The 14,856-nt window shown below is 69.3% G+C and carries 5 protein-coding genes; 2 read left to right on the top strand and 3 right to left on the bottom strand.

The genetic code is table 11. The features are described 5' to 3' along the window. Positions 1–132 precede the first annotated feature (132 nt). From cobA to ACFSL2_RS13095, 3 genes are read right to left on the bottom strand one after another with little or no spacing between them, the layout of a single operon-like run. Positions 133–1,398 carry a uroporphyrinogen-III C-methyltransferase gene (gene cobA, locus ACFSL2_RS13105; RefSeq protein ID WP_377198292.1) on the bottom strand — a complete coding sequence of 422 codons (1,266 nt, stop codon included), beginning with the start codon at positions 1,396–1,398 and terminating at the stop codon, positions 133–135. After that, positions 1,391–2,251 (bottom strand): phosphoadenylyl-sulfate reductase, encoded by an 861-nt coding sequence (locus tag ACFSL2_RS13100; RefSeq protein ID WP_377198291.1) that lies wholly within the window; start codon positions 2,249–2,251, stop codon positions 1,391–1,393. Before ACFSL2_RS13100 ends, cobA begins: the two co-directional genes overlap by 8 nt. Beyond that, positions 2,248–3,963 (bottom strand): nitrite/sulfite reductase, encoded by a 1,716-nt coding sequence (locus tag ACFSL2_RS13095; RefSeq protein ID WP_377198290.1) that lies wholly within the window; start codon positions 3,961–3,963, stop codon positions 2,248–2,250. The genes ACFSL2_RS13100 and ACFSL2_RS13095 overlap by 4 nt, the downstream gene beginning before the upstream one ends. Positions 3,964–4,688: 725 nt before the next feature. Here ACFSL2_RS13095 and ACFSL2_RS13090 point away from each other — a divergent pair. Then, complete coding sequence (locus ACFSL2_RS13090; protein WP_377198289.1) at positions 4,689–7,934, top strand: hypothetical protein; 3,246 nt, start codon at positions 4,689–4,691, stop codon at positions 7,932–7,934. 175 nt (positions 7,935–8,109) lie between these two features. Then, complete coding sequence (locus ACFSL2_RS13085) at positions 8,110–14,742, top strand: RHS repeat domain-containing protein (RefSeq protein WP_377198288.1); 6,633 nt, start codon at positions 8,110–8,112, stop codon at positions 14,740–14,742. The last annotated feature ends 114 nt before the right edge of the window (positions 14,743–14,856 follow it).

Below are 14,856 nucleotides of genomic sequence, written 5' to 3'. Positions count from 1 at the left end.
GAAAGGGGAGGGCGGGCTTTTTCCCACATTGGCAGTCGAATTCACCCGCGCAGTTCTTCCGGCGGGGAGAGATCCGTTGAGCGCTGGGTATCCGTCGGGTTGATGGCCTTCGCGCCGACGGATACCCAGCACTCAACGAGCTTGTGTCGCCCAGGCGGGCGAGAGGCGGACCACGTTGCCCACCACGATCACCGCGGGCGGGCGGACGCCGACCTCCGCCGAGCGGTCGGCGATGCTCGCCAGCGTGCCGACGGTGACGCGCTGCCCGGGGCCGTAGCCGTCCTCGACCACGGCGACCGGCGTGCCGGCGGGGCGGTCGGCGGTTACGAGCGCCGCGGCCGTGTCGGCCAGGCGGGTGACGCCCATGAGCAGCACGAGCGTGTGGTCGGCACCGCCGGGTACCTGGCCGGCGCCGTCATGCCCCGTCAGCACGCTGAAGCCGCGCGCGACGCCGCGGTGCGTGACCGGGATGCCCGCCGCCGCCGGAACCGACACCGCCGACGTCACGCCGGGCACCACCTCGACCTCGATGCCTGCCGCACGGCACGCCGCGAGCTCCTCGCCGCCGCGGCCCAGCACGTACGGGTCGCCGCCCTTGAGGCGTACGACGTCGCTGCCTGCCTGGGCGTGCTGGATCAGCAGGGCGTTGATCTCGTGCTGCGGTACCGGGTGGTTGCCGCTGGTCTTGCCGACGTCGATGATCTCGACGTCCGGGGAGAGCTCGTCCAGCACGGCGCGCGGACCGAGCCGGTCGACGATCACGACGTCGGCCTGCGCCAGGACCGAGCGCCCGCGCGCCGTGATGAGGCCCGTGTCTCCGGGGCCACCGCCGACGAGCCAGACGCGGCCGAGGCCGCCGCTCGGTGCCGCGGGCCGCTGTCGGCGCAGGGGGAGCCCGCCCGACTGGAGCTGGGCCGCCACCCCGTCCCGGATGGCCTGTGCACGCCGCGGGTCGCGGCCGGCGGTCACCGAGACGGTCACCTCGGCGTCGTCGGCCAGCGTGGTGCGGGCTACCGCCGGGACCCACGCGCTGCCCACGGAGGCGTCACCGGCGGTGACGCAGAAGATCCGGGCGCGCTCGGCGTCGTCGGACACCTGGCGGTCGACCACGGCCGAACCCGTGGCCGTGTGCACGAGCCACGCCTCGTCGAGGTCCCCGGTGCGGTAGTCCCGCCGGACCCATTCCACCTCGCCCGGACCGGGGCCGTTCGTGGGCTCGTGGGCCTCGGCCGCGACAGGGATCCCCGACTCGGCGAGCGCGCTGTGCGGCGCGACGAGGCGCACGCGTGCCCCCGCCTCGACGAGCGAGCGGACGCGACGGGCCGCGACGGGCCCGCCGCCGACCACGACGACGAGCCGGCCGGCGACCTTCAGCCCCAGCGGGTAGATGTCAGACATGGAGACCGCACTCGTCCTTGTCCCGCCCGGCCCACCGGCCCGAGCGCGCGTCCTGGCCCGGCAGCGGCCGAGCGGTGCAGGGCTCGCAACCGACCGACGGGTAGCCGTCGGCGAGCAGCGGGTTCACGACCAGCCCGTGCCGGTCGGCGTAGTCCGAGACCTGCTCGTCGGTCCACGCGGCGATCGGGTTGATCTTCACCACGCCGTTGCGCTCGTCCCAGCTCACGAGCGGCGCGTTGGCGCGAGCCGCCGTCTCGCTGCGGCGCACGCCCGTGGCCCACGCCTCGTAGCCCGCCAGCGCCTTCTGCATCGGCGCCACCTTGCGCATGGCGCAGCAGGCCTCGGGGTCGCGCTCGTGCAGGCGCGGCCCGTAGGCGGCGTCCTGCTCCGCCACGGTCAGGTCGGGGCGCACGTCCACCACGTTCACGTCGAGCTCGATCTCCACCGCACCGCGCGTGCCCAGCGTCTCGGCGAAGTGGTAGCCCGTGTCGCCGAACAGCACGTCCACGAACGGGAACTGCTCCGCCACGAGGTGCGACAGCACCGTGTCCTGCATCGACGAGGCGACCGCCATGTACGGCCCGAACTCCCGCACGGCCCAGGCGATGACCGCCTGGGCGTTCGCCTCGGGCGTGTCCCCGCACGCGTTGAGCTGGGCCTGGCCGCGCTCCACCACGGCCCGCAGCTCCTCCGCGGTCCGACGGCGGCGCTTGGCCCGCGCGGCCGGCCGCATGGCCCGGATGCTCTCGCGGGCGGCGGCGCGGGCGCGCACCCGCGCCAGGCGCGGGTTCACGACGGCGCCGTGCCCGGAGAGCGGGAGAGAGGATGTCGCTGCCGCTTCCACGGTGGTCATCGCAAGGCCTCCTCGTCGGCGCGGTGCGCCCACTGCGCGAATGTCTCGCTACCGTCGTGGTCGGCGTCGTACCGGCGCACCACGCGCTCCACGTAGTCGCCGATCCCGTCGGCCGTCACCTTGAGGCCGCGCACCGTGCGACCCAGCCCGGCGTCGTCCCGGTCCACCGACTCCAGGCCGCCACCGAGGTGCACCTGGAAGCCGGGCACCTGGTTGCCGTCGTCGTCCATCACGAGCTGGCCCTTGAGGCCGATGTCGGCCGTCTGGATGCGCGCGCAGGAGTTGGGGCAGCCGTTGACGTGCAGGGTCAGCGGCTTGAGGTCCTTGAGGTCCCCGAGCCGCTCCTCGAGCTGTGTGATCGCCTCGGCCGACGTGGCCTTGGTCTCCACGATCGCGAGCTTGCAGTACTCGATGCCGGTGCAGGCGATCGTGTTGCGGCGGAACAGGCTCGGCCGGGCGTGCAGGCCCAGCTCGTCGAGGTCGGTGATGAGCGGCTCGACCTCGTTCTCCGCGACGTCCAGGACGAGCAGCTTCTGCTGCGGCGTCAGCCGGACCCTGCGGCTGCCGTGCGCCTCGGCGACGTCGGCGAGCCGCGCCAGGTTCTCGCCGGACACCCGGCCGACGGTCGGCGCGGCGCCCACGTAGAACCGGCCGTCGTGCTGCTCGTGGACGCCGACGTGGTCACCACGCTCGGCCAGGCCGAGCTCGGCGGGGCTGGGCGGCGCGTCGCCGTCGGTCATCCGGTAGCCCAGGTACTCCGTCTCCAGGACCTCGCGGAACTTCTCCACGCCCCAGTCGGCGAGCAGGAACTTCAGGCGCGCCTTGTTGCGCAGCCGGCGGTAGCCGTAGTCGCGGAAGATGCGGACCACACCGTGCCAGACCTCCGGTGCCTCCTGGGCCGAGACGAAGGCGCCGAGGCGCTCCGCGAACCGCGGCGTCGTCGACAGGGCGCCGCCCACCCACACGTCGTAGCCGATGCCGCGCTCGGGGTGCTCGACGCCGACGAACGACACATCGTTGATCTCGTGCACGACGTCGTGGCTCGGGTGGCCCGTGATCGCCGTCTTGAACTTGCGGGGCAGGTTCGCCAGTGCGGGGTCCCCGATGAAGCGCTGCTGGATCTCCTCGATCACCGGCGTCGGGTCGATGAGCTCGTCCTTCGCGACGCCCGCCACCGGGCTGCCGAGGATGACGCGCGGTACGTCGCCGCAGGCCTCCGTCGTGCTCAGTCCCACGGCTTCCAGACGCCGCCAGATCTCGGGCATCGCCTCGACCTCGATCCAGTGGAGCTGGATGTTCTGCCGGTCGGTGATGTCCGCGGAGCCGCGGCCGAACTCGGTGCTGATGCCCGCGATGACCCGCAGCTGCTCGGTGCTCAGTGCCCCGCCGTCGATCCGGACGCGCAGCATGAAGTACTTGTCCTCGAGCTCGTGCGGTTCGAGGGTGGCGGTCTTACCGCCGTCGATCCCGGGCTTGCGCTGCGTGTAGAGGCCCCACCAGCGGAAACGCCCGTGCAGGTCGTCGCCGGGGATGGAGTCGAAACCCTCCTTGGCGTAGATCCGTTCGATGCGGTCGCGGACCTCGAGCGGGTCCGACTCCGCCTTGAACTCCTCGTTGTGGTTCAGCGGTGCGGTGCCGTCGACCTTCCACTGACCGTTCGGGCGGGCAGGACGCTTGGCGGTCTTGGTCGGGGCAGGGGCGGTGTTGACCATATGTGTGGGGTCCTGTTCGTGCGGGGCGCGCGGGAGTCGAGCGAGAGCTGGGGGAGTTGTGCGCGTCGGGCGGGCACAGGCAGCCGACTCCTGGGGATGACCAGGGACTCGGTGCTGCGGGACGACGGCGGGTGGCGACCTTGCGGGGCGAGCTTGCAGGGGCGAGGGAGCGCGTCAGAGCTGACAGCTGCGACAGCAGTCGCAGGCACCGGTCGGCATGGCACACATGGGCATCTCGTGACGGGTGGTCACGAGGAAGATGCGCGCTGCCTTGGTCATGGCGATGACGTTAACCCCGGTTCGGGAGGGGCGGAAGGGCACGTCCACATAGTGGATGCCTATTGCTCGCATCGATTCCACCTATGTGTATCCCGACTTGTTCGGTGGGGTACCGGGGTGGGTGATCGCTGGCGGGGTCTTGGTGGAACGTCACGGTTGCGTAACGGCTTTGTTAATGATTTCCACAGGGTGGGCGAGGGTTGGCAAGCGCGCATCGGCACTCTCGGGCGGTTGATGGTTTCACCCTGTGGATGATTCGGGTGAAATTTCGGAGCCTCGGGCCGTTGATCGAACAATTCCACGATCTCCCAAGTCTTGACGTTTCTTTTGCTTGCCTGTCAGTCTCGATCCCCGTCGGGGCGGGCAAAGCGTGGCCAAGTAGGTCGAAATGGTCATGACATCCACCGTGTCGACGCGTTCTGTCGCCGTGGGTGGGGAGTCGTCTGATGCAGGTTCGTGCGCGAACGTCGGGTGCAGTTCGAAGGCGGTTCGCGCGCTTCGCGGTGGCGATGCCGATGGCGGTGCTGCTGGCCGCGAGTACGGCTGCGGGTCCCGGTGCGGCTCAGCCAGAAGTGCCGGCGGCGCTCAAGGTCGAACCTGCTGCGGTGCCGGAGTGTCCTGAGCAGGTGCGGTCCGTCGACGAGGCGGTCGCGGCCGCCGTCGACTGCGGTGACGAGACTCGTGTGGGCGAGACGATGTCGGAGTTCGCGACCGGGTTCGCCACCGCCACCGGCAACGTCCGCATGGAGTACACGACGTCGGCGGTCCGCCAGGACAGCGATCGCGATGGTCGCTGGGCCCCGGTCGACGTGCAGGTCCAGCCCGAGCCGGAACTGCACGGCGAGCTCGCCGGGATGATCCCGGTCACCGGCGGGGTCGAGCCGGTCTGGCTGAATCCTGGTGGTGTCGCGGGCGAAGGTCTGCCGCTCGTGGTGCTCGGCGCACCCGAAAAGAGGGTGAGCATGTTCTCCGCTTCGCTGCCGCCGTCGGACGCCGCTGTCGGTGTCGTCGACGAGGACGGGCGCCGCGTGACCTACTCCTTCGGGCAGGGCGTCGACCTGGTCGTGTCGGTGAACGTCGACGGAACGACCGCGACGCCGGTCGTGCGGGTCGCCGACCGGGCCGCGCTGAAGCACCTCGCGGAGGATCTGCTGGCTGGGTCGCAGGACCTTGCGCTGACCTTCCCGCTGCAGACGGCAAGGGGCCTACAGGTGCGGGACGCCGCCACCGGACAGGGCTTCGAGGTCTCCGACTCCGACGGGGACACCGTGTGGGAGTCGGGAACCCCGCTGATGTGGGACTCGACGGGCTCCACCGACTGGGACCGGGCGGCGGGCGTCGATGACGCCGCACCGGCGCGGGCGGGTTCGGCGACCGTGCAGGACGCGATGGACCGAGGCAAGGTCCGCCTGGAGAATCCGGTGGCCGGGGACGCGGTCGCGATGATGGACGTAGCCGTGCGCGAGACGCCGCGCGGCGGGGCCGTGACAGTGACTCCGGACGCGGAGATGCTCGCCGACCCCGACCTCACCATGCCGCTTCTGCTGGACCCGAAGATCGGCGCCCCCGATCCGGCGGGGTGGGCGATGGTGCAGAACTACTCGGCCTGGAAGGACACGCCGAGCTGGAAGTTCTCCGGGTCGGAAGGTGTCGGCCTGTGCGATCCGAATGCGCACACCGACTGCACCCGGCGCAACGTACAGCGCCTCCTGTGGCGGTTCAGCGCGTTGCGCCAAGGTTCTGCGGGTGTGTGGCTGGGCAACCTGAAGGGCACCGAGGTCATCCGGGCGGAGTTCGCCGTCAACGGGACGCACAGCTTCGACTGCCATGCCCGGTCCGTGGACGTCTACGGGGTCGGGACGTACGTGGGCTCGGGCACGGTGTGGGACGACGTGAACTGGAACGGGAAGCAGGACCGGTGGACGGGTACGCACCGGGACGGGTGTTCCGCTCGAACCACCCGAGCCGAGTTCAACGTGACCGCACGGGTCAGGACCGCGGCCAACAGCGGGGAGTCGTGGATCGCGCTGGGCATGCGCGCTGCTGACGAAGGCTCGATGAACTGGTGGAAGCGGTACAACGGCTCCTCCGGCACGCTGTCGATCCTGTTCGACCGGCCGCCGCTGCCCCCGACGAAGGAGCAGACCGAGATCGTGCCCGCGCCCGGTGCGGAGCCGGTCGACTGCGCGGACTGGGCCAATCGCGTGCAGGTGCGCGACGCCACTCCGCAGCTCAAGTCCAGGGCGCGTGAGCCTGACGGCACCACCGGGGTGAAGATCCGGTTCCGCGTGGAGTCGCAGGCCACCCGTTCTCCGATCTGGTACTCGAACTGGTCCTCACCGGCGGGGGCGGGAACGTGGCGTTCCGTGACCGTGCCGGGTAGCGCGGGCCTGCAGTCCGGCAAGACCTACCGGTGGCGTGTCCAGGTGACCTCGACCGATCCTGTCTCGGAGCATCGATCGACCACGGCGTGGAGCGATTCGCCGTTGTGCTTCTTCGCCGTCGACACGGACCAACCGAATCCACCGAAGGTAACGAGCTCGAACTACCCGGAGCGGCAGGTCGCCGGCGGGGTGGGAACGCCGATATCGGTGACGTTCTCGGCGAACGGATCGGGCGACGTGGCCCGGTACTGGTACTCGCTGAACTCCCAGACCTACGAGAGGCGCAAGACCCCGGGGTACCTGGGAGGGCCGGGGACGACCGGTATCTCGATCACCCGACCCGGGTTGAACTACGTCGCTGTCTACTCCGAGGACGACGCCGGCCTGGTCTCGGATCCCACGATCTACGAGTTCTACGTAGGGTTCCCGTTCACGACAGGCCATTGGCAGTTCAACGACGCCGGTTGGACCGACGGTGCAGTCGCGGGGACCGCGACGAACCGCGACGACGCGTCGATCGCCGGGGACCTGACCGCTACGGGCGGTGTCACCTGGACGCCCGGCGCTGAACCGCAGGGGCTGTGGCCGCCGGACCCGTCGGGCAACCCGGACGGCCGGGTCCCGGACGGGGCGTGGCTGTTCAACGCCGACCCGGCCACCCAGGACGACGTAGCGGTGAGCGTGGAGCCTGTTGTCAACGGCACCGAGTCGTTCACGGTCTCGGCCTTCCTGCGCGCGGACGCCATCACCCGGTCCGGCGCGGCGGTCACGCAAGTACCCACGCCTGCCGAGACGGTGGACGGGGACTACCGGTCCAGCTTCCATCTGGGCGTGTCGAAGTCTCAGGACTGCCCGACCGAAGCGGACCCCACGCGCGAGGGGAAAGTGCTGCCGTGCTGGGCGTTCTGGCACGTGCGGAACAATGATCCCAACTCGCCGAACGTTGCCTCACGGACCCCGGTCCCGGTCGGGATCGGGGAATGGACGCACGTCGTCGGCGTATACGACGCGAACACCGAATCCCTGCAGGCATGGGCGTGTCCGATGTTCGCCTTCCCCGCCGAGCGGCCCGCAGCGGGTGCCGTGGCTCCGTTCGAGGTCGATGAGGACCGCGACGGGAGCATTGGGGCCGATGAGTCGTGGAACGCATGGAACGTAGCCGGGCACCTGCGTCTGGGGTCCGGAATGCGTGACGGGAATCCCGTCTGGCCGTTCCACGGTGCGGTCGACGAGGTTCGGGTGGCGGCCGGACATATCTACGACGAGACCGCCCTGGACGACATCTGCAAGGGAGCGGACGTCCCATGATCCGCACCCTGGACGGCTCCACGATCACGACGATCACGACGAACGCACTCACGACGAGCGGGAACCGCAGGATGACGGGCGAGGGGGCACTGCAATGACGGGAAGATGGGCCATCGGCCACAGGGTGGCGCGTAGCCGGTGGAGCGGTCGCGGTGCAGGCATGGTGGCTGGGGCGTTGGCCTTGGTCCTGGCCTCCCCACTGGCGGCGCCGGCGGACGCGGTGGGGGTCGACCTCAACGAGGCCCAGGGCATGTCGCTGGAGGAGTGGCGCGAGTACACCGACTCGCTCGGGTTCGACGCGCAGGACGCGCGCATCACCCACACCGAGGCCCTTGGTGCCGACGACGTGGACCCTGCCCCGAAGCTCAGCCCGATGCCCGATGCTCCTGCACAGTCGGTAGAGCGTCCGCCGGCCGGAGCCACCAACCTCGCACCTCAGGGGTCGTCTTGGTCCGGCATGGACTCGGCAGGTGAGGGTGCGCGGAGCGGCGACCGGCGGATCGCGGGGAAGGCGGGTGGCCTGGCGGTCGGCCTGCGCCCTGCCGACGGGGCCGAGGGCACATTGGGTGCGTTCAAGGTCACCCATCTCGGCCGCGACGAGGCCGAGCGGGTTGGTGCTGCGGGGCCCGTCATCACGCTCGATGCCACGGACCGAGCACACCAGGGCGATGCTCGGTCCGTGGCGGAGGGCCGGGCGAAGGAGTCGGGCGTGCGGGTCGACGTGGACGTTTCACACCTGGTGCCTGCCGGCGGCGACCTCGTGCATCGGTTGCGTCTGGTGCAGCTGCCCGCCTGTGCGCTCACGTCACCTGACTCGGCGTCGTGCCAGGTGCAGCGGCCCGTGGCGGACGCGGATCTGGAGGTCGACGCACAGGCTGGAACCGCGACCGTCTCTGGGATCGCCAAGATTCCGACCGGGTCTTCGGGCGCTTCCCCCAGCGCAGCCCAGGAGGCGTCGTCGGACATGGTGGTGCTGGCGGTGATGGCCGGCACGGCCGGTGGTGCGGGGGACTGGGGTGCGACATCGCTGTCGTCGTCGGCGTCGTGGAACGTGGCCACGCAGACGGGCGCGTTCTCATGGTCCTACCCCCTGCGGACCGCGCCGACTGCGGGTGGCCTGTCCCCGGATCTGTCGCTGTCGTACTCCTCCGCGAGTCATGACGGGCGGGTGGTGTCGGCGAACGCGCAGGCGTCCCAGGTGGGTGATGGCTGGGAGGCGAACCTTTCCGGTTACGTGGAACGAAAGTACGTGCCCTGTAGCGAGGACCGAGGCGTCGTCGACGGGAAGACGCCGAACAACGCCTCCAGGGCCACCGGGGACCTCTGCTGGAAGTCGAACAACGCGACGCTGGTCTTCAACGGGTCGGCCACCGAGCTGGTCCGGGACGGCGCCACGAACACGTGGCGGCCCAAGAACGATGACAACACCAGGGTGGTCCGTGCCACCGGCGGGTCGGGTGAGGGGCCGGACGGCGAGCACTGGGTCGTGACCACTGCCGACGGCACCAGTTACACCTTTGGCGGCGGGGTCACCAGCGGCGGCGCCGCGTCGAACTCGGTGCAGCACGTGCGTGTGTATGGGAACCACGCCGACGAGCCGTGCCACGACGCGTCGTTCGGGTCGTCCTCGTGCGCGCAGATGCCGTACCGGTGGAACCTGGACCTGGTCCAGGACGTGTCTGGGAACACGATGTCGTACGTGTACCAGCGGGCGACCAACCGGTACGGGCACAACCTGAATGCCGGCACCACGGAGTACGTGCGGGCTGCACGCCTCAACCGAATCGACTATGGCACCCGTACCGGATCGACCGCCGCGGCACCCGCCCGAGTGACATTCAACTACGCCGAACGGTGCATCCCTGGTGACGGCTTCACCTGCGCGGCCGGGGACCTGAACGAAGCCAACGCATCCCACTGGCCCGACGTGCCCCGCGACCTCATATGCACCTCGACCTCGTCGTGTGCGCAGACGTCGGCGGGATTCTTCGACCGGTGGCGCCTGACCGGTATCACCACTCAGGTCCGCGAGGGCACCGGCTACGTTCCGGTCGATACCTGGACGCTCGCCCAGTCATTCCCCGACCCGGGTGACGGGTCCGATCCGGCGCTGTGGCTCGACTCGATCCAGCACACCGGGAAGGGCGGTACCACCAGCACGTCGGACGATGTGAAGCTGCCGGCGGTGACGTTCCACGGGGCACAGAAGGACAACCGGGTCGACACCACCGGCGATCTGGGCCCGGCGATGACGCGGTACCGGATCGACCAGATCCGGTCGGAGTCCGGCGGGATCACCACGATCGCGTACTCGGGCATGGAGTGCACCACGGCCAACACCGCTGACCTGGACCCTGCGTCGAACGACAAGCGGTGCATGCCGGTGTACTGGACGCCAGAAGGCGCCGCTGAGCGGGTGCTGGAGTACTTCCACCACTACCGCGTGGCCTCGGTGACGCAGGACCCCAGGATTCACGGCACCGTCCCGATCGACACCACCTACGACTACGTCGGCTCGCCGGCGTGGCACTACGACGACAACGAGCTGACCAAGCCGAAGTACCGCACCTGGGGGCAGCTGCGCGGCTACTCGAGGGTCGATGTCTACACCGGCGCGACCAGCCAGGACGGCCAGCCGCGTCTGCGCACCGGATACCGGTACTTCCGCGGCCAGCACGGTGACCGCACCGGCTCGGGCGGCACCCGGGACGTGGCGGTCGACGGCATCGCTGATCTGGACCAGTTCTCCGGGATGCTGCGTGAGGAGATCACCTATAACGGGGCCTCCGTCGTCGGGCGGGCTCGGAGTACCCCGTGGCGGTCCGCGGCGACGGCCATCGACCCGGACGACGCTTCGAAGAAGGCTTACCGCACCGGTACGTCCGAGACCGAGACCGTCACCCCGGTCGCCGGTGGCGGAACGCGCACGCTGCGGACGGAGACCACGTTCGACGGGTTCGGCATGCCCACGGCGGTGACCGAGCGCGGTGACACCTCGGTCTCGGGGGACGAGCTCTGCACGCGTACCACCTACAACCGGAACATGAGCAAGAACATCCTGACCACCGTCCAGCGGGTCGAGACGGTCGACGTGCGCTGCGACCAGACTGCCGCCCGGCCGGCGGACGTGATCAAGGACGTGCGCTACGGGTACGACTCCCAGTCGATCGGAGTCGCCCCGACCAAGGGGCGGGTCACCCTCACCCAGGAGGCCGGCCGCTACGACGGGTCCACGCCGGTCTACGAAGACGTGAACGAGACCCGGTACAACAGCTACGGGCAGCCGATCAGCTCGACCGATGCCCTGGGGAACGTGACCAGGACGGCGTACGACAACACCGCCGGCGGCGGAGGGCTCACGAAGTCCTCCACCGTCACCACTGCTGACCCTGACGACGGCGGGGAGCTGACCCCGCACAGCGCGACCACGGAGGTGGATCCGGCCTGGGGCGTGCCGGTCAAGTCGACCGACGCGAACGGGAAGGCCACGCACGGTGCATATGATGCTCTGGGGCGTCTCGTACGGGTGTGGGAGCCGGGAAGGGTGCCCAACGAGGACGACCCCACATCGAAGTTCACGTACGGGGTGAACGCCTCGGGCCTGAACAGCGTGGTCACCCAGACGCTCAACTGGGACGCGTCGGGGTACGTGACCTCGAGCGTGATCTATGACGGGCTGTTGCGGCAGCGGCAGGCGCAGAGCCCTTCCGCCTCCGCGGCAGTGGCCGGCAAGGTCATCTCGGAGTCGTTCTACGACACCCGCGGTCTGAGCTGGGTCACTCGCGACGGGTGGGCCACGACGGGCACGGCGTCGGGCCAGCTCGTGACGTCGGCGTCGGCTGTCGACTCCCGGGTCGTGCACGCCTACGACGGGGCGGGACGGCCCGTGTCGGAGACGTTCCAGGTGGGTGAGGGTGAGGCACCTGACAACGACGAGTCGTACCTCGACACGTGGACCACCACCACGTCGTACCAGGGCGACCGGGTACACACGAACCCGCCCGCGGGTGGGACACCGACCACGACGGTGATCGACGCCCGGGGTCGCACCAAGGAGCTGTGGCAGTACGAGGGTGCGTCCCCGACGGGTACCCACCACACGACGTCCTACGAGTACGACGGCGCAGACCGTCTGGTCGGCGCGACCGACTCGGCGGGCAACGAGTGGACCTACGGGTTCGACCTGCGCGGCCGGCAGGTCTCGACGTCGGACCCGGACAAGGGTGAGGCGACCACGAAGTACGACGCGGCGGGGAACGTCGTCAGCACCACCGACGCGCGCGACGAGCTGCTGGCGTACACGTACGACCACCTGAACCGTCCCACCACGTTGCGTGAGGCCGGTCCCGACGGGCCCGTCCGGTCGAGCTGGTCCTACGACCTGCTGGGCGACGGCACGACAATGAAGGGTCAGCAGACTTCCTCGACCCGCCATGATGGGGGTGTGGAGTACACCACGAGCATCGGCGGATTCACCGACCGGTACCTGCCCACCTCGACGACGGTGAGTGTTCCGGAGTCGGAGACGACGCCGGCCGGGCTGGCCGGTGAGTACACGTACGAGTTCACGTACACCGACGATGGCCGGGTACGCACCCAGACCGTGCCCGGGGTCGGAGGGATCGCGGACGAGGGCCTGACCACGTACTACTCCGACACGAACGGTGGTGTGGCTGATGGCCTGACCGGCGGGTACGGGTGGGGCAACTACGTGGGTCGGGCCGACTTCCTGCCCACCGGCGAGCTGTCCTACCTGCGGACGGGGAACACGTACGCGTATCAGGAGTCGTTGTACTACGGCTTCGGCACGCGACGGCTGGACGCGGTGACCACGACGCAGCAGACGGGACGCGAGGACGACCAGCTCCACGAGTTGCGCCATGCGACCTACTCGTATGACGACGCGGGGAACGTGCTCGGCATCTCGGACACCCCTGACCCCGCACTGGGCAGTCAGCCGGCCGACCAGCAGTGCTTCAGCTACGACTGGGCCCGTCGGCTGACAGGGGCGTGGACACCTGGCTCGGGTGACTGTGCCGCGGCCCCGTCCACGGCCGCTCTGGGCGGCGTGGAGCCGTACTGGAAGTCCTACGGGTACGACGACGCGACCGGGAACCGCACCTCGACGGTGCTGCACCGGGCGAGCGCGGACGGCGGGAACGTGACGTCTGCGTATGCGTACCCGCAGGCGGGCGGCGATCGTCCGCACGCGGCCTCAAGCGTGACCGCCACTGCGTCGGGTGGCGCGGTGTTGGGTGAGTCCGCCTATACGTGGGACGCGTCGGGAAACCTGACAGGGCGCGACCTGGCGGGGAAGCCGGCCCAGGAGCTGTCCTGGGACGTCGAGGGCGAGCTGGCGGCGGTGGCCGAGGACGCCGACGGTGATGGAACGGTCGAGGACGCGGAGCGGGCGGAGCAGGACGGGTACGTGTACTCCGCCGACGGGGACCGGCTCCTCCGCACCCAGGACGGGGACACCACCCTGTACCTGCCAGGTCAGGAGGTCACCCTGGACGGTGAGACGGGTGCGGTTTCGGCGCAGCGGTACTACTCGTTCGCGGGCGAGACCGTCGCGGTACGCACGGGCTCGAGGTTCTCGGACGTCACGACGATCTTCGCCGACCACCACGGCACCGGGATGATCCAGGTCGCGAACACGACCAACCAGGTCACGCGGCGGTACACGGACCCGTTCGGTGCCCCGCGGGACGAGACCGTCGGTGTGGACCCCGCGCTGGACGCGGCCGGTGGGGAGCCGGTGCACGAGGTAGGGAACCCGTCTGACTGGGTGGGGGACCATGGGTTCCTCGACAAACCCCAGGACTCGACGGGGCTCACAGCGGTCGGGGCGCGGATGTTCGACGCGGCCTTGGGCAGCTTTGTCAGTGTTGATCCGATCATGGATCTGACGGACCCGGGCCAGTGGAATGCGTACGCGTACTCGAACCAGAACCCGACCACCTGGTCCGACCCCACCGGCATGTTGTTCTCGGAGTGCCACGACGGATCACATTCCTGCACGGTGGGCAAGGGCGGGAACATCTCGGCGAAGCGGAACTGGGACAAGTGCGAGCGTGGTGCCATCAGCTGCGTGAAGCGCACCTTCATCAACGGGTCCATTCCCGTATTGCAGCGTGAGTGCTACACGGCTTACGCCTGCAACTTCTACCGCACACATACCGACGGGTTCAACACTGCTACCGCGTCCAGAGGCGGAAGTCCGGTGGCGCTGGTCGACAGGGCAGTGTCGTCGGCCGAGCGGGCTCGCCAGGTCGCTCAGGCACAAAGGGCCGCGAAGATCGCGGAGGAACGCGAGGCCACGGCGGCGCGCGAGGCCGCACAGGCGAAGCGTGAAGAAAAGAATGGATGGCTCAACGCTGGGACAGTAACGAATGCGTTGAGCGGTAGTGCTACGGTCCTTGCGCTGCTTACCCCTATATGCCCAATATGTGGTGCTGCCGGTGCTGTCATATCATTGGGTCTCGCCATCTATGACTTTTATCAGGGTGATTATGATGGTGCTGCTCTCAACCTATTCTCTGCGGCAACGTTTGGAGCGGGGTCTGCCTTGTTGGCGACGTCAAGGGCGGCGCTGAATGCTGGAAGGGCCGGATGGGCCGCAAGGAACGCGGCAAAGGCTGCGGGGGAGGCTTACGCGCCCGCCGCGCAAGCGACTGCGAACTGGCGTCGATGGGAGAAGATGTCTGTTGTCAGCCGGCGGTGGGCAAATCAGGGTGCATTTGGCCCCTACTCGCACGTTGCAGCAGGCCACGCAACGGCCTCTGCCACTGAGGCCGTGATGGATTGATGTTGGTACGGCTGGCTTCTGCGCTAAATTACTCCCGAACTGCGATTCTCATCGGGCTGCTTCTGCTGAGAACGGTGTCTTGGGCAGTTTCAAGGCAATCTGTCGCTGGTGATG

This window comes from Promicromonospora aerolata (assembly GCF_042682255.1).
Classification (GTDB): domain Bacteria; phylum Actinomycetota; class Actinomycetes; order Actinomycetales; family Cellulomonadaceae; genus Promicromonospora; species Promicromonospora aerolata.
Note: the sequence above shows the minus strand (reverse complement) of the source record. Positions and strands in the feature narration are given on the sequence as shown.